The organism is Pseudomonas anguilliseptica (assembly GCF_021375795.1).
Lineage (GTDB): Bacteria > Pseudomonadota > Gammaproteobacteria > Pseudomonadales > Pseudomonadaceae > Aquipseudomonas > Aquipseudomonas anguilliseptica_A.
Genome location: NZ_JAEIOI010000002.1, coordinates 534,963 through 551,044, shown reverse-complemented (window position 1 = coordinate 551,044; position 16,082 = coordinate 534,963). Strand labels below are relative to the sequence as shown.

12 protein-coding genes are annotated in these 16,082 nt (G+C 59.7%); 8 read left to right on the top strand and 4 right to left on the bottom strand.

What is annotated here, in order from left to right; translation table 11 throughout:
• The first annotated feature begins 249 nt into the window (after positions 1-249).
• The 6 genes from hppD (at position 250) to IOD17_RS10375 (ending at position 7,429) form a co-directional block, all read left to right on the top strand.
• Positions 250-1,332 (top strand): 4-hydroxyphenylpyruvate dioxygenase, encoded by a 1,083-nt coding sequence (gene hppD / locus IOD17_RS10400; protein WP_233685020.1) that lies wholly within the window; start codon positions 250-252, stop codon positions 1,330-1,332.
• Between the two features lie 4 nt (positions 1,333-1,336).
• Positions 1,337-2,476, top strand: a complete 1,140-nt coding sequence (locus IOD17_RS10395; protein WP_233685019.1) for a homogentisate 1,2-dioxygenase — start codon at positions 1,337-1,339, stop codon at positions 2,474-2,476.
• On the top strand, positions 2,476-3,459 hold the full coding sequence (locus tag IOD17_RS10390) for a fumarylacetoacetate hydrolase family protein (RefSeq protein ID WP_233685018.1): 984 nt from the start codon (positions 2,476-2,478) through the stop codon (positions 3,457-3,459). Before IOD17_RS10395 ends, IOD17_RS10390 begins: the two co-directional genes overlap by 1 nt.
• Positions 3,449-4,108 (top strand): maleylacetoacetate isomerase, encoded by a 660-nt coding sequence (gene maiA / locus IOD17_RS10385; protein WP_233685017.1) that lies wholly within the window; start codon positions 3,449-3,451, stop codon positions 4,106-4,108. Before IOD17_RS10390 ends, maiA begins: the two co-directional genes overlap by 11 nt.
• Positions 4,109-4,271: 163 nt before the next feature.
• The gene (locus IOD17_RS10380) at positions 4,272-5,732 is read left to right on the top strand and encodes a sodium-dependent transporter (RefSeq protein WP_233685016.1); all 1,461 of its coding nucleotides are present in this window, start codon (positions 4,272-4,274) and stop codon (positions 5,730-5,732) included.
• 308 nt (positions 5,733-6,040) lie between these two features.
• The gene (locus tag IOD17_RS10375) at positions 6,041-7,429 is read left to right on the top strand and encodes an amino acid permease (RefSeq protein ID WP_418904262.1); all 1,389 of its coding nucleotides are present in this window, start codon (positions 6,041-6,043) and stop codon (positions 7,427-7,429) included.
• A gap of 57 nt (positions 7,430-7,486) precedes the next feature.
• Here IOD17_RS10375 and IOD17_RS10370 read toward each other — a convergent pair whose 3' ends face one another.
• The 4 genes from IOD17_RS10370 to ccoG form a co-directional block, all read right to left on the bottom strand.
• A complete protein-coding gene (locus tag IOD17_RS10370) occupies positions 7,487-9,094 on the bottom strand; it encodes a methyl-accepting chemotaxis protein (RefSeq protein ID WP_233685015.1) in 1,608 nt (535 codons plus the stop codon).
• Positions 9,095-9,173: 79 nt separating this feature from the next.
• Complete coding sequence (locus IOD17_RS10365; RefSeq protein ID WP_233685014.1) at positions 9,174-10,253, bottom strand: metal-dependent hydrolase; 1,080 nt, start codon at positions 10,251-10,253, stop codon at positions 9,174-9,176.
• A 104-nt stretch (positions 10,254-10,357) separates the two neighbouring features.
• On the bottom strand, positions 10,358-11,767 hold the full coding sequence (mapR, locus tag IOD17_RS10360) for a GntR family transcriptional regulator MpaR (protein WP_233685013.1): 1,410 nt from the start codon (positions 11,765-11,767) through the stop codon (positions 10,358-10,360).
• A 64-nt stretch (positions 11,768-11,831) separates the two neighbouring features.
• A complete protein-coding gene (gene ccoG / locus IOD17_RS10355; protein WP_233685012.1) occupies positions 11,832-13,247 on the bottom strand; it encodes a cytochrome c oxidase accessory protein CcoG in 1,416 nt (471 codons plus the stop codon).
• Between the two features lie 308 nt (positions 13,248-13,555).
• Between ccoG and IOD17_RS10350 the strand changes: the two genes are divergently transcribed.
• Both IOD17_RS10350 and IOD17_RS10345 read left to right on the top strand, forming a co-directional pair.
• Complete coding sequence (locus IOD17_RS10350) at positions 13,556-14,386, top strand: TIGR02285 family protein (RefSeq protein WP_233685011.1); 831 nt, start codon at positions 13,556-13,558, stop codon at positions 14,384-14,386.
• Entirely contained in the window at positions 14,343-16,028 is a 1,686-nt protein-coding gene (locus IOD17_RS10345; protein ID WP_233685010.1) for a diguanylate cyclase, read from the top strand. The genes IOD17_RS10350 and IOD17_RS10345 overlap by 44 nt, the downstream gene beginning before the upstream one ends.
• Positions 16,029-16,082 lie beyond the last annotated feature (54 nt).

Genomic DNA, 16,082 nt, shown 5'->3' with positions numbered 1-16,082 from the left:
GCCGTGCGGCCTCGCACCTGGCAGTTAAATCGACCGCTTTGTAAATCTTTCGTTACGCGGTGCGTGTGGTTGCAGTCAGCAAACAGGCTGTTTTTCTGGGTGTATTGAAAACTTGCCGAAAGCCTGGGAGATAAGCTCATAAGGGCGTTCTGGGCTGGCTTGTGAGCAGGGCTGCGCTCGGTTGTTATGAGGTCAACCCGCGCCGTTGCATCGCGCAGCGGTTGATCAAAACAACAACGAGGAGGCGCAATGAACGCCGTGAACAAGATCGAGCAGCACAACCCCATCGGTACCGACGGCTTCGAGTTTGTCGAGTACACCGCACCGACCCCCGAAGGCATTCAGCAGCTGCGTGAGCTGTTCACCGCCATGGGCTTTACCGAAACTGCCAAACACCGCTCGAAAGAGGTCTGGCTGTTCCAGCAGAACGATATCAACTTCGTCCTCAATGGCAGCCCGACCGGGCATGTGCGTGAATTCGGCTTGAAGCACGGCCCAAGTGCTTGCGCCATGGCCTTCCGTGTGCAGAACGCCGCTCAGGCTGCGGCCTACGTGGAGTCTCAGGGCGCCAAACTGGTCGGTAGCCACGCCAACTTCGGCGAGCTGAATATTCCCTGTGTGGAAGGCATCGGCGGTTCGCTGCTGTATTTGGTTGACCGTTACGGCGAAAAAAGCATTTACGACGTCGACTTCGAGTACATCGAAGGACGCACGCCGAACGACAATGCGGTTGGCCTGAAAGAGCTGGACCACCTGACTCACAACGTCAAACGTGGGCAGATGGATGTGTGGTCGGGGTTCTATGAGCGCATCGCCAACTTCCGCGAAATCCGCTACTTCGATATTGAAGGCAAGCTCACCGGTTTGCTGTCGCGCGCCATGACCGCGCCCTGCGGCAAGATCCGCATCCCGATCAACGAGTCGGCCGACGACAAGTCGCAGATCGAGGAATTTATCCGCGAGTACCAGGGTGAAGGCATCCAGCATATTGCCCTGAGCACCGAGGATATCTACGCCACCGTGCGCCAGCTGCGGGCCAACGGCGTGCAATTTATGGTCACCCCCGGCACCTATTACGACAAGGTCGATACCCGCGTCGCCGGGCATGGCGAACCGACTGATGTACTGCGTGAATTGAGCATCCTGATCGACGGCGCGCCGGGTGATGACGGCATCCTGCTGCAGATTTTCACCAACACTGTGATTGGCCCAATCTTCTTCGAGATCATCCAGCGCAAGGGCAATCAGGGCTTTGGCGAGGGCAACTTCAAGGCACTGTTCGAGTCGATTGAAGAAGACCAGATCAAGCGCGGCGTGATCTCCGAGGAGTGATGCCATGAGCCGTAACTGGATCAGTTTTCCCCTGCGTGAAGGTGAATGCTCGCGTCAGGCACATTGCGACTTTCCTGAAGGCACCTTTGAACGCGAGATGGGCCGCGAGGGCTTTTTCGGCCCCACGGCGCACCTGCACCACAAGCATCCGCCGACCGGCTGGATCGATTGGCAGGGGCCGCTGCGCCCGCATGCGTTCAACTTCAATGATATTTCCAGCGAGCGTGACTGCCCGCTGGCTGCGCCGCTGACCCTGCATAACGGCGATATAAAGCTGCGTGTGTGGAAAACCCATGGCGCCATGGGCCATCTGGTGCGCAATGCCGATGGCGATGACCTGCTGTTTATCCATGAGGGAGCAGGGGAGTTCTACTGCGATTTCGGTCACCTGAGCTATCGCGATGGTGACTATTTGCTGATACCGCGCGGCACCGCCTGGCGTATCGAGGCTAGCGAGCCGACCTTTATGCTGCTGATCGAGAGCACCGATGGTGCCTATCAGCTGCCGGACAAGGGCTTGCTCGGCCCGCAGGCGATCTTCGACCCGGCAGTGCTGGATCATCCGCGTATCGATGATGCCTTCAAGGCCCAGCAGGACGAAAACACCTGGCAGATTCGCATCAAGAGCCGTGGCCAGATCAGCACCGTGACCTATCCGTACAACCCGCTGGATGTGGTCGGTTGGCATGGCGACAACACCGTGGTGCGTCTCAACTGGCGGGATATTCGCCCGCTGATGAGCCACCGCTATCACTTGCCGCCGTCGGCGCACACCACCTTTGTGGCCAATGGTTTTGTGATCTGCACCTTTACTCCGCGCCCGGTGGAAAGCGACCCCGGCGCGCTGAAGGTGCCGTTCTATCACAACAACGACGACTACGACGAAGTGCTGTTCTACCACCGCGGCAACTTCTTCAGCCGCGACAATATCGAGCAGGGCATGGTCACTCTGCATCCGTGCGGTTTCCCTCACGGCCCGCATCCCAAGGCACTGAAGAAGGCGCAGACCGATCCGGCGACCTTTATCGATGAAGTGGCGGTGATGATCGACACCCGCCGTGCCCTGGAAGTCGGCGAAGCCGCCGCCGGGGTGGATGTTCCCGAATATGTGAATTCCTGGCGTGCGCCGGGCAAGGAATCCTGATGAAACTCGCATCACTGAAACAAGGCCGCGACGGTGTACTCGTCGTGGTGTCGCGCGACCTCAGCCGCGCCACCGAAGTCCCGGCGATTGCCGTTACCCTGCAGGCCGCGTTGGATAACTGGGCGGTAGCCAAGCCCAAGCTGGAGGCGGTGTATCAGCGTCTGAACGATGGCCTGGAAGAGGGCGCGTTTGCCTTCGATCAGGCGGCTTGTCACAGCCCGTTGCCGCGCGCCTATCACTGGGCCGATGGCAGCGCCTACGTCAACCATGTGGAGCTGGTGCGCAAGGCGCGCGGTGCCGAGATTCCGGAAAGCTTCTGGCATGACCCATTGATGTACCAGGGCGGCGCTGACTGCTTTATTCCGCCGCACAGCCCGATTCAGATGGCCGATGAGGCCTGGGGTATCGATCTGGAAGCCGAGATTGCGGTGATCACCGATGACGTGCCGATGGGCGCGACCGCTGCCGAGGCTGCCGGGCATATCCAGCTGCTGATGCTGGTCAACGATGTGTCGCTGCGTAACCTGATTCCCGGCGAGCTGGCCAAGGGCTTTGGCTTTTATCAGAGCAAGCCGTCATCGAGCTTCTCGCCCGTGGCGATCACCCCGGACGAACTGGGTGACACCTGGCGCGATGGCAAGGTGCATCGGCCGCTGGTCTCGCATATCAATGGCGCGCTGTTCGGTCAGCCAAACGCTGGCGTGGATATGACCTTCAACTTCCCAACGCTGGTCGCTCACGCCGCCAAGACCCGCCCGCTGGGCAGCGGCACCATCATCGGTTCCGGCACCGTATCGAACTATGACCGCAGCGCGGGTTCGTCCTGCCTGGCCGAGAAACGCATGCTGGAAGTCATCGAGAACGGTGAGGCGAAAACCCCGTTCCTCAAGTTTGGTGACCGCGTGCGCATCGAGATGTTTGATGCCGCTGGCCATAGCCTGTTCGGCGCTATCGACCAGGCGGTAGAGCGTTATGAACACTGAGTTGACGCTCTACGGTTACTGGCGCTCAAGCGCCGCCTACCGGGTGCGCATCGCGTTGAACCTCAAGGGCCTTGCCTACCAGCAAGTGCCGGTGCACCTGGTCAAAGACGGCGGTCAGCAGCACTCGGCCGAGTATCAGGCGCTGAATCCGCAAGAGCTGCTGCCGTTGCTGGTGGACCAGGGCAACGGCGGGGTTCGTATTGCCCAGTCGCTGGCGATTCTTGAATACCTGGATGAGATGTTCCCGACGCCGGCGCTACTGCCCAGTGATGCGGCGCAGCGCGCCCAGGTGCGTGCCCTGGCCCTGCATATCGCCTGCGATCTGCACCCGCTGAACAACCTGCGGGTACTGCAGTACCTGACCGGTGAGCTGGGCGTTGGCGAAAATGCCAAGGACCTTTGGTATCGCCATTGGCTGCACAAAGGCCTGGCGGCGGTCGAGGCGGGTCTGGTGGTGTTCAATGATCGCCTGTCACTCGGCGAGCGGCCGGGATATCTGGAAGCCTGTCTGGTTCCACAGCTGTATAATGCGCGCCGTTTTAACTGTGACCTTGATGCGTATCCGCGCATCCTCGCCATGGCGGCGCGTTGTGAATCCCTGGAAGCCTTTAAACAGGCTGCGCCGGAGGTGCAACCCGACGCCCAGTGATCCTGTCGGCTTCGCCGCCGCAAGGGTCGGGCGAATCCGGTTTTGCAGAGCGAGTCCAGGTGGCCAGATCGGCTGCCTTCACACTCTGTGTGCCTTGCCACTCCGCCGCGCCACAAGCGCTGCGGGTTCTATTTCGTCACAGATAAAAACAAACAGGTGACGCATGACCCGTGAAAAACCGAAGAACCTCTGGCTCTCGCGCTGGGGCTTCATCCTCGCAGCAACCGGCTCCGCCGTGGGCCTGGGCAATATCTGGAAATTCCCCTACATCACTGGCGAATACGGCGGTGGTGCGTTCGTGCTGATGTACCTGGCCTGCATCCTGGCCATCGGTATTCCGGTGATGATGACCGAGATCGCCATTGGCCGCCGCGGCCGTGGCAGCCCCATCGATGCGATCGGTCGGGTGGTCAAGGAAAACAACGGCAACCCGCTGTGGAAGGCGGTCGGCGGCATGGCCATGCTGGCCGGCTTTATGATCCTGTGCTTTTACGTGGTGGTGGCCGGTTGGGCTTTTGCCTATACGTGGAAGATGCTCGACGGCTCGCTGGCGGCGACCAGTGTGGAGCAGCTTGGCGGGGTGTTTGAGGCGCATAACGCCAATCCCTGGCAGCTGGGTGGCTGGAGTGTGCTGGTGGCACTGCTGACCCTGTGGATCGTCGGCAAAGGCGTGCAGGCTGGGGTCGAGAAAGCCTTTCGCTGGATGATGCCGGGCCTGGCGGTGATGCTGATCGTGCTGGTGGGTTATGCCTTCACCAGTGGCAGCTTCAAGGCCGGGTTTGATTTCCTGTTTACCTTCGATGCCTCGAAGATCACCGGCGAAGCGTTGCTGGCGGCGTTGGGCCATGCGTTTTTCACCCTGAGCCTGGCTTCTGGTGCGATTCTCACCTACGGCTCGTATATCCCCGATGGTCAGTCGATCACCCGCACCACGTTCATGGTGGTGGTCTGTGACACCTGTGTGGCGTTGCTGGCAGGGTTGGCGATCTTCCCGATCATCTTCGCCAACGGCATGAGCCCGAGTGCCGGGCCGGGGCTGATCTTTATGAGCCTGCCACTGGCCTTCCAGCAGATGCCGTTTGGCACCGCCTTTGGCGTGCTGTTCTTTGCCATGGTTTCAGTGGCCGCGTTGACCTCGGCTATTTCGATGATCGAGGCGCTGGTGGCCTACCTTAACGAGAAACACGGCGTCAGCCGGGTCAAGGCTGCTGCCGCCTCCGGTGCGGTGCTGCTGGTGATCAGCCTGCTGGCGATGCTCTCGTTCAACCTACTGGCCGGTTGGACGCCGCTGGGCAAGAACTTCTTCGACTGGCTGGATTACCTGACTTCACGCTGGATGATGCCGCTGGGCGGGATCTTTATGGTGCTGCTGGCCGGTTACGCCCTGCGCAGCGAGATCATGCGGGACGAGCTGGGTCTGCCACCGCTGGGTTATGCGTTGTGGCTGTTTATGGTTCGTTACGTTAGCCCGGTGCTGATCATGGTGGTGTTCTTGCACGCCCTGGGCTGGTTGATGTTTGACCCGATTGGCCAGTGGTACTGGATTGCTGGGGCCATCGGCCTGCTGGCGATACTGGGTGAAGTGCTCAGACCGCGTGTCGTGCCAGTACTCGCCGGGCGTTAGTCGCGCTCGCTGAGTCGCCGGAGAGAGAAGGGCGCACGGGCAAAAGCCGTGCGCCCTTTTTTGTTGCCGCTAGGTGAGGGGCCCGAACGGTTGTCGCCTGGCTGGTCGGGTAATTGCCGGGCTGTATATACTGCCCGGCGTTCCGTGACCCGATGCCTGCGCGCATCCACGCTTGCCCTGGCCAATAGCCTTCGACCATTCCGCTGGATCACAAGTCCTGCGGGTTCGTTCCCGTCACGGAACTGACCGACAGGTGACCGCATGCCACGTATTCGTCCTTCCCTCTGCCTGCCTTGGGGTGTGTGCTGATGTCTGAACAGCTGCACGCCGGCCCGCTCAAGCGCGGCCTGAAAAATCGCCATATCCAGCTGATCGCCCTTGGCGGCGCGATTGGTACCGGGCTGTTCCTCGGTTCGGCCGGGGTGCTGCAAAGCGCCGGGCCGTCGATGATTCTCGGCTATGCCATCGGCGGGTTTATTGCCTTTCTGATTATGCGCCAGCTCGGCGAGATGATCGTCGAAGAGCCTGTGGCCGGCTCCTTCAGCCACTTTGCCCACAGCTACTGGGGACCGTATGCGGGCTTTCTGTCTGGCTGGAACTACTGGGTGCTGTATGTACTGGTCGGTATGGCCGAGCTCACCGCGGTGGGCAAGTACGTGCAGTACTGGTATCCGGACATTCCCACCTGGGCCACGGCGGCGGCGTTTTTCGTGCTGATCAACGCAATTAACCTGGTTAACGTGAAAACCTTCGGTGAAACCGAGTTCTGGTTTGCCATCATCAAGGTGGTTGCGATCATCGGCATGATCCTGCTCGGCCTGTACCTGTTGTTCAGCGGTGCGGGTGGCGAACAGGCGAGCGTCACTAACCTGTGGAGCCATGGCGGGTTCTTCCCCAATGGCATCAGCGGGCTGGTGATGATGATGGCGATCATCATGTTCAGCTTTGGCGGCCTGGAACTGGTCGGCATCACCGCCGCCGAGGCCGATCAGCCGAAGACGGTTATTCCCAAGGCAATCAACCAGGTGGTCTACCGCATCCTGATCTTCTATATCGGCGCGCTGACCGTGCTGCTCTCGCTGTATCCCTGGGACAGCCTGGTACAGACCCTCACCGCTGGCGGCGACGCTTACGGTAGCAGCCCGTTCGTGCAGATCTTCTCGCTGATTGGTAGTGATACCGCCGCGCATATCCTCAACTTCGTGGTGCTGACCGCCGCGCTGTCGGTCTACAACAGTGGTGTGTACTGCAACAGCCGCATGCTCTACGGCCTGGCCGAGCAGGGTGATGCACCGAAGGCGCTGATGAAGGTCAACAGCCGTGGCGTGCCGGTACTGGCCATCGGCGTCTCGGCGGCGGTGACGCTGCTCTGCGTGGTGGTCAACTACCTGGCGCCAAAATCGGCGTTGGAATTGCTGATGTCGCTGGTGGTGGCCTCGCTGGTGATCAACTGGGCGATGATCAGCCTGACCCATATCAAGTTCCGCAAGGCCATGCAGGGCAAGGGTGTGGAACCTAGCTTCAAGGCGTTCTGGTTCCCGTTGAGCAATTACATCTGCCTGGCGTTCGTGCTGTTTATCCTCGGCGTGATGCTGATGATTCCGGGCATTCAGGTGTCGGTGTACGCCATACCGTTCTGGGTACTGTTTATCTGGGTTTGTTATCGCCTCAAGCAGGTGAGTAACCCCCAGCGGTAGGCTGTGCACGTAAGAAAAAAACCGGTGTAAACCGGGTTTTTTCTTATCTGGCGGTGCCTATGTCTGAAACTGCAGCACAGCGCTCTGCATGCTGCGCGCCACGCGGTCGAGGCTTTGTGCGGCAGCGGCCAGTTCGTTGACCGTACGGCTGTTCTGCTGCGACATCTGGGCGATATGTTCCACGCGCAAGGCCACTTCGTTGCTGGCTTTGCTCTGTTCGTTGATGGTCTGGGAAATTTCTTCCACCACTTCAGCCGCGCGGTGGGCACCGCCACGGATTTCATTGATCGATTCGCCGGCCTGGCGAGCCAGCGATACGCCATCGTTCACCCGGGTAACCCCGGTCTGCATGCTGTTGACCGCCTGTACCGTGCTGTTGCGAATGCGCTCGATCATTCCGGTGATTTCCTGGGTTGATTGCGCCGTGCGCGCCGCCAGGTTGCGTACCTCATCAGCCACCACGGCAAAGCCGCGGCCAGCTTCACCTGCGCGCGCCGCTTCGATGGCCGCATTCAGGGCCAGCAGGTTGGTCTGTTCGGCGATGCTCTTGATTACCTGAATGATCGAATGGATTTCCTCGGACGACTCGCCCAGGGCGGTGATGGTGGCGCTGGATTCGTTGACCGCCTCGGCGATGCGGCTCATTCCATCGACCACACCCATGATCACCTGGCCGCCGCTGCTGGCCAGTGTTTCGGAGTGCGAGGAGATTTCCTGGGCATTGCGTGCGTGCCCGGCGATCTGGCTGATGTTCTGGATCATCTGCTCCATGGCACAGGCCATGCTGGTGGCGCTCTGCGATTCCTCCTGGGTGCTGTGCACGATGCTTTGTGACGCGCCACTGAGGTCGCGTGCAGTCTGTTGCAGGTGCTCACCTTCAGCACGGATACCCTCAATCATCTGCCGCAGGTTGCCCTGCATGTCCGCCAGGGCTTTTTGTAATTGCCCGGCTTCGTCGTTGCTGTCGATAGTGATGGTGTTGCGCAGGTTGCCTTGGGCGATGGCACGGGCCACGCCGATGATGGTTTCCAAGGGACGCAGCACGGCTTTCATCAGTTGGGTGGTGAGCAGGCAAAGCAGGCAGCAGACCACAAATATCCCGCCAATCAGCAGCCAGGCGGCTTGTTTGACCGCAGCCTCGCTGTCGCTACGGGTTTTCGCTGAGTGCGCTTCGATCAGGCCGCTGAGCGCTTCGTTCTTCTCTTCCAGTTCGGCGAAGCTGGCGTCGAAAGCGGGCATCTGCTGCCGCGCTGCCTGCGGGTCTTTCAGTGCCAGGTTGACGATGCCTTCAGCCTGCTGGATGTAGGCGGCCAGGGCCGGTTGTGACTGGCTTATGGCTTGGCGGATGGCCTCGCTGAGCGGCAGCTTGGCGTTGTCATTGAGGGTGCGGGTAAACCACTCGCTGTGTTCGCGCAGGTCACTGCGTACCTGAGTGGCAGCACTGCTGTCGGCTGGGTCGATATAAAAGGCGGCGAGCACATCGGCGCGTAGGGCGTCGTGCATCATGTCGCCTTCAAGGTGGTTGCGCAGGGCGCTGACGCTCAGCTGGTTTTCATTCAGCGCACTGGCCAGACGCGTTTGCCCCCAGAAGCCGATGCTGCCCAGCAGGGTGGCAGCCAACACACTGATAGCCCCGCAAGCGATCATTTTCTGGCGGATATTCATGGGCAACACTCCAACGAAGCAAGGTTGGAATTCAGCCTAGCTCATGCTGCGCACGTCTGTGATCCGCCGCCAGACGGCGCTATTGCGCGTTGCTGCTGGCCATCGGCGTTCTGCGCAGCTCGTTGGCCCAGGCCAGCAAGGGCACTTGAATGTCCGGTTGCCAGATGCGTGACCACAGCAGTTGCAGGCGCGACAGGTCGCCACGCTCCACTGGCAAGCGCTCAATCTGCTCAATGGGCTGCCATTGGCCATCGTGCCAGGTGGCGAAGGCAAAGCGGAACGGGTGGAAACCGGTCATACCCAGGCGGATATCGGTGACCACCAGTTGCTCGCCGAGTTGGTCGTAGCGCAGCACGCCATTGGTAAACCAGGCCAGCCGCGCATGTGCCGCAGAGTCAGCCAGCGCTGCGGCCAGGTGTGTGCCACGGGGAATGCGCGCCAGTTGTGGCGGGGCGTCGTCAAACCAGCTGACCAGCGCTTCATGGTAATCCTCGCCATCCAGCACGATTACCCGCCAGAGCAGGCTGTTGAAGGGAGTAGGGGTGCTGAAGAGCTGCTGCGCGTGGATGCCTTGCTTGGCCAGTTCGGCTTCCACGCGCTGCTCGGCCATATATTTGCCGCCCAGGGTAAAACCCAGGTACAGCGAAGACAGCAGCAAGGCCACGGCGGGGGCCTTGGCGGCTTTGCTCTTTACACTTTGGTCGCGCAGGCCGTAGAGCAGGCCCAGGGCCACGGCGATGCACAGCGGTACGGTATACAGCGGGTCGATGATAAAGATGCTCGACCAGGCCGTGGGTATCGGCGTCAGCGGCCAGAACAGCTGGGTGCCGTAGCTGGTGAAACTGTCGAGCAGCGGATGGGTAATCAGCACCAGCCACACCGTCAGGAACAGACGCTGGGCGCTATAGCCAGGGTTATGTCGGAAGCGTCGGGTAAGCCAGGTCAGAAACAGCGCCAGGCCGGTCAGAACAAACAGCGAATGGCTAAAGCCGCGGTGGTAGGTCATATCGGCCACCGCATCGCCGTAATCGATGACCACATCCAGGTCAGGCAGGGTGCCAAGCATGGCACCGTACAACAGCGCCTTGCGCCCCTGCCAGCGGCCGAGCAGTGCGCCCTGGATACTGGCACCAAGTACCGCCTGGGTTATCGAGTCCATGACTGATCTCTGAATTGAACAGGCGGCTAAATTAGCCGAGCGACTGGCCGTTTGCTTCGAAAAATATCGAATAAAGATTTCAGCAGCTTGAGCTGAGCAAAGCTCTAGAAAGAAGAAAGGATCCGCCCCAGCATGGCCATGGCTTGCTCACTCTGTGCATCCCAGGGGTGACCATAGTTCAGTCGCGCGCAATTGCCGAAGCGTCGGGTCGCGGAGAAGATTGGCCCCGGTGCCAGACTGATGCCCTGAGCCAAAGCCAATTGGAACAGGCGCAAGGCATCGACCTGCTCGGGGAACTCGAACCAGAGGAAATAACCGCCACTGGGGCGGGTGACCTTGGTGCTGGCGGGAAAATTCCGCGCCGCCGAGGCGAGCATCGAGGCCTGCTGCGCCTCCAGGGCGTGGCGCAGTTTGCGCAGGTGGCGATCAAAGCCGCCGTGTTGTAGGTAATCAGCCAAGGCGGCCTGGGCCGGTACCGAGGGTGAGATGGTGGTCATCAGCTTGAGCCGGCTGATTTGCTCGGCATAGCGTCCGCCGGCCACCCAGCCAACCCGGTAACCGGGGGCCAGGCACTTGGAGAACGAGCCGCAGTGCATTACCAGACCGTCGCGGTCGAAGCTCTTTACCGGCTTGGGTGGCTGGCTGCCGAAATACAGCTCGGCGTACACGTCGTCTTCAATCAGCGGCACCTGATGGTGTTGCAGCAGTTCATACAGCGCGCGCTTCTTGTCATCACTCATGCTAGCGCCCAGCGGGTTCTGCAGGCTGCTCATAAACCAACAGGCCTTTATCGGCAGGCTGGCTAGGCGCTCGCTCAGCACGTCCAGATCGATGCCTTCACGCGGGTTGACTGGAATTTCCACTGCCTTGAGCTGTAAACGCTCCAGTACCTGCAAGCAGGCGTAGAAGGCAGGCGCCTCGATGGCCACAAGATCACCGGGTTGGGTGACGCTTTGCAGGCACAGGTTGAGGGCTTCCATGGCCCCGCTGGTGATCACCAGTTCCTCCACGGGCAGCATCACGCCGCTGACCATATAGCGCAGGGCAATCTGCCGGCGCAGATTGGGGTTGCCCTCGGTCATGTCGGCAATCACCGCCTGCGGCTGCATATCGCGCAGGCTATGCGCCATGGAGCGGGCCAGGCGTGGCAGGGGAAACAGCTGCGGGCTAGGGAAAGCCGAGCCGAATGGCACGGTGCTGGGGTCTTTCAATGAGGCGAGGACCGAGAACACCAACTCGCTGACATCCACCTCGGTGGTTTGCGCCGGCTGCTGGCAGGTTTGCGGCTCGGCCAGGGAGTGGCGCGCCAGCTCGCGCACGAAGTAACCGGAGCGGGCGCGGGCCTGGATCAGGCCGCGGTCTTCCAGCAGGTAGTAGGCCTGGAACACCGTGGACGGGCTAACTCCATAGGTACGGCTGGCGTGACGCACCGATGGCACTTTTTCGCCAGGGGCGAGCATGCCGGTGCGGATCAGTTCGGCAATCTGGTCGGCGAATTTCTCGTAGCGTTTCATCGTGTCCGTCGGTGCGCGCTGCAGATTCGCGCACTCTACGGGGAGTTGCCTGGCCATGCGACTGTCAGCGCCCGCTTGGGGAGAGAAAAACGCTCTGGGTTTGCGCCTGCTCGCGACTATCTGCCAGGTTATGGATCGCAAAATGTACGGGCAGGGTGCTGGCCGCTGCCCGATCACTTTCCAGCACCACGGTCACTGGTACATCGAGAATTTCCCCTGGGTTGAGCTGCAACTGCTGCGGCGCGTCCAGGCGCAGGCCGGGGCTGTCGAGCAAGCTCAAGGCATAACGCTGCGGCTGCTGGGTCTTGTTGATCACCTTGAGCAGGTAGGTATTTTCGATCTGCCCCAGCTGGTTTTCGCGGAACATGCTGCGGTCTTTGGCCGAGTCGATGGACAGCATCGAGCGCGCGCTCAAGGCCCAGACAAAGGCGGCGAGCATCAACACCAGGGCAATCCCATAGCCGATCAGGCGCGGCCGTAGCCAATGGGTTTTGCCACCTTGCAGTTCTCGCTCGGAGTGATAGCCGACCAGGCCTCGGGCATAGCCCATCTTGTCCATGACCGAATCGCAGGCGTCGATACAGGCGCCGCAACTGATGCAGTCGATTTGCAGACCATCACGGATATCGATTCCGGTCGGGCAGACCTGCACGCACATGTAACAGTCGATGCAATCGCCCAGGCCTTCAGCCTTGTGGTCGCTGTCTTTTCTGCGGGGGCCACGGCCTTCGCCGCGCTTGGCGTCGTAGGCCACCAGCAGGGTGTCGTCGTCGAACATTGCGCTTTGGAAGCGCGAATACGGGCACATGTGTACGCAGACTTTTTCACGCAGCCAGCCAGCATTGAGGTAGGTGGCGGCCATAAAGAACAACACCCAGACCAGTGTGCCGGCATCCAGTTGCAGGCGTAACAGGTCGCTGGCCAATGGGCGGATCGGCGTGAAATAACCGATAAAGGTCAGCGCGGTGAGCAGGCTGACGCCCAGCCAGATCGCATGCTTGGCACTGCGCCGCGCCAGCTTGTTCAGCGACCAGGGCGCAGCATCGAGTTTGACCCGCTGATTGCGTTCGCCCTCGGTGACTTTCTCCGCCCACATAAACACCCAGGTCCACACGCTCTGCGGGCAGGTGTAGCCGCACCACACCCGTCCAGCTACCACGGTGATGGTGAAAAGGCCAAAGGCGGCAATGATCAGCAGCGCCGAGAGCAGGGTGAAATCCTGCGGCCAGAAGGTCGCACCGAAGATGTAGTAGCGGTGCTCGGCCAGGTTCCACAGCACCGCCTGACGGCCGTCCCAATCCAGCCAGGCAGTGCCAAAGAAGATCAGAAACAACAAGCCTGCGCCGTAGAGGCGCAGATTACGAAAGCGGCCGCTGAAACTGCGGGTGTGAATCGGCCCGCCAGCCTTGGAGGGCGTGAGACGGATTGGCTGGCGCGGGTCGATGGTTTCGATGATCTGCGCGGGGATACGTTCGCTCATTACGGGCCTCGTCGGGCTTTATCAGGCGAGGCGCATGATGCGAGCGTAGCTGTTTGGATAACAGACTCAGGTTTTGCAATAAAAAGCGGATCAGATGGTGCTATTAGGCTGATCAGGCCAATGCTGGATCAGTCTGGCTGGGCCGCTGGAACTGGTCTGCAGGTTTGTTTTTGTCGGCCATAGAAAAGACGCCTGCCCGCTGATGAATAGCTTGTACGAGGTTTTTTACTGCCTATGCTTTACTGGCTATATGCCTCTATGTATACGGGAGTCGCCTAGTGTTGCTGCGAACTCTGGGATGCTGCTTGATGTTGGTTGTAAGTAGTGTTGCTGCCCAGGAAGGCCGCCTGCTTTGGTTGATCAATGACTTCCCTCCTTTTACCGAAGTGAGTCAGCAAACGGCCGGTCAAGGAATTGCTGATAGCTTGATGCAGCATGTGCAGTCGCATTTGCCGCAATACAAACACGAAACTGAAGTTGCCAGTTTCGCCCGCGTATATGCACTGATGGAGCGGGGCGAACAGGTGTGTCATCCGACAACGCTGAAAATGCCTGGGCGTGAACACGTCATGCTGTTCAGCCTGCCAGCCTTGTTCTTGAGCTTACAGCAGGTGGTGATCCGGGCTGATCGCCAATCACGTTTTGCACCCTATATTGATTCGTCTGGACAAATTGATGTGTCACGGTTGCTGGGTGATGCTCAATTGGTCACAGCAGTCAGCGAGCGCCGAGGCTATTCGGCCGCCATTACAAATGCTCTCAAAGCTTTGGGCGATCAACCGCATGTGCTCAAGGCGGGCGTTAATTTCAATGCCCCATTTCAGCAACTTGCAGCCGGTTGGATTGACTACCTGTTTGCCTACCCGGTTGAACTGGGCCGCTATCGTCGCCAGCAAGGTGGGGTGGAGGTTGCCATGCAGACACTGGAGATCGCCGGTGACCCGCCCTACATGCTTGGCTATATCTCCTGTACCCGGAGTGTCTGGGGTGAGCAGGTAATTCGCGATATTGATGAGCAGATCCGCCAGGCCGGGCCGCGCCCGCCGTGGGTTGAGAAAATTGTCGAGTACACCGCCAGTGAGGACCTTGAGAACTATGAACGAGCCCTCGTTGAGCAGCAGCCATTCTCCCAGCGCTGAACACGTGCCAAGACCGCTCGCCAGGCGGCTGCTTGTATGGGTGTTGCTGATCAGCACAATCAATGCGGTGTTGGCCATATCGGTACAACTCTATCTTGATTACCGCCGTGACCTGGCCGACCTTGAGGAGCACTTGGGGTTTGTTCGCGCGAGCCATCGCCAGGGCCTTGCCGCTGCGGCCTGGAATTTCGATAAACCGCTGATCGACGCGCAACTCCGTGGCCTGACCGGCTCACCCTGGATTGCCGCTGCCCAAGTGATCTACGGCAGTAATGAAGAGCAGCAGCTGTCATCGGGCAGTGATATCGGGCATGCAAAGGCGATTCAGGAATTCCCGTTGGAGTTCAATACCGGGCCACGTGTGGTGCAAGTCGGTCGACTGCTGGTTCTACCCAATCTGGAGTTGATTTATCAGCGCACGCTGGATCGCGCTCTGGTGGTGGCCCTGACTCAGGGCGTTAAAGCTTTTGTGTTCTCTATCGCGTTGCTGGTGTTGGTCCACCGCCTGTTCACACAGCGCCTGATGCGCTTGAGCAACCTTGTGCGTGCCTATATTCCTGGGCCAGGTAATCATTTGCAGCTGGTAACGCCTGAGGATCGGCAGGCCAATGATGAATTGAGTCTTCTGGCACGAACACTGGAAGAGGCTCAGTCACGAGTCGAGGACTATCACCTTAAAGAAGCCGCTCAACGTGAAGAGTTGGAAGCAGAGGTGCAGCGCAGGACTCGCCATCTGGACCAGGCGTTGCTGGAGCAGCAGGCTATTTTTGATAACTCGCTGACAGGGATTGCGTTTATACGAGATCGCACAATTCTTCGTTGCAATGTCAGCTTTGAGCATATGTTTGGGTATGACATTGGCGAACTACAGGGGTGTTCGACGCGTCAGCTTTTCCCCAGTCAGAAAGCATTTGAGCTGGAAGCCAGCAATTTCACGCCAGTGTTACGCAGTGGTGGAACCTACGTGGGGGATACTGAGCTGCTGCGCAAGGATGGCAATACACGTTGGTTCACTGTGCAGTTCAAGCTGTTGGACGCCAATGACCCGGATCAAGGCGCAGTCTTGACCCTGCATGACATTACGGTGCGTCGTGATGCTGAACAGGCGCTTGAACGGTTGGCCAGGCTGGATGGCCTGACCGGCCTGGCTAATCGGCGCACCCTGGACGAAGCCTTGCGAAATGCATGTCGCAAGGCTAGCCGCGAACGAAGTGCACTGAGTCTGGCCTTGTTCGATGTCGACTGTTTCAAACTCTTTAATGACCACTATGGCCATGCAGCGGGTGATGCTGCGCTCTGTGCCGTTGCGGGGGTATTACAGAACGCGACACGACGCCCCTACGATCTGGCGGCCCGCTATGGTGGCGAAGAGTTTGTACTGATGTTGCCTGGCAGCGAAGAGCCTTTCTCTCTTCTGGAGAAAGTCCGTTTGGCAATTCTGGATTTGGCTATCCCTCACGCGTATTCACTGGCCGGTGAGTTGGTTTCTGTCAGTGTCGGTGTTGTCAGCGTGACGAACAGCGAACATTGCGAACCGGCGGCGTTGCTGGCTGCAGCCGATGCACGGCTCTATCAGGCCAAGCATGAAGGGCGTAATCGAGTGATCTGGCAGGTGCTGAATGAGTCTGTTGACCACGTTTGATGTGAGTTCTACACAGGTTTCTGAATTTGCGTGCAGCGGTTGCTCAGCCAAGTG

Coding starts and splice junctions, on each gene's coding strand:
- IOD17_RS10350 (WP_233685011.1), top strand. CDS start 13,556: ATGTTGGTTGTAAGTAGTGTTGCTGCCCAGGAAGGCCGCCTGCTTTGG.
- IOD17_RS10370 (WP_233685015.1), bottom strand. CDS start 9,094: ATGAATATCCGCCAGAAAATGATCGCTTGCGGGGCTATCAGTGTGTTG.
- hppD (WP_233685020.1), top strand. CDS start 250: ATGAACGCCGTGAACAAGATCGAGCAGCACAACCCCATCGGTACCGAC.
- IOD17_RS10365 (WP_233685014.1), bottom strand. CDS start 10,253: ATGGACTCGATAACCCAGGCGGTACTTGGTGCCAGTATCCAGGGCGCA.
- IOD17_RS10390 (WP_233685018.1), top strand. CDS start 2,476: ATGAAACTCGCATCACTGAAACAAGGCCGCGACGGTGTACTCGTCGTG.
- IOD17_RS10375 (WP_418904262.1), top strand. CDS start 6,041: ATGTCTGAACAGCTGCACGCCGGCCCGCTCAAGCGCGGCCTGAAAAAT.
- IOD17_RS10395 (WP_233685019.1), top strand. CDS start 1,337: ATGAGCCGTAACTGGATCAGTTTTCCCCTGCGTGAAGGTGAATGCTCG.
- IOD17_RS10345 (WP_233685010.1), top strand. CDS start 14,343: ATGAACGAGCCCTCGTTGAGCAGCAGCCATTCTCCCAGCGCTGAACAC.
- ccoG (WP_233685012.1), bottom strand. CDS start 13,247: ATGAGCGAACGTATCCCCGCGCAGATCATCGAAACCATCGACCCGCGC.
- IOD17_RS10380 (WP_233685016.1), top strand. CDS start 4,272: ATGACCCGTGAAAAACCGAAGAACCTCTGGCTCTCGCGCTGGGGCTTC.
- maiA (WP_233685017.1), top strand. CDS start 3,449: ATGAACACTGAGTTGACGCTCTACGGTTACTGGCGCTCAAGCGCCGCC.
- mapR (WP_233685013.1), bottom strand. CDS start 11,767: ATGAAACGCTACGAGAAATTCGCCGACCAGATTGCCGAACTGATCCGC.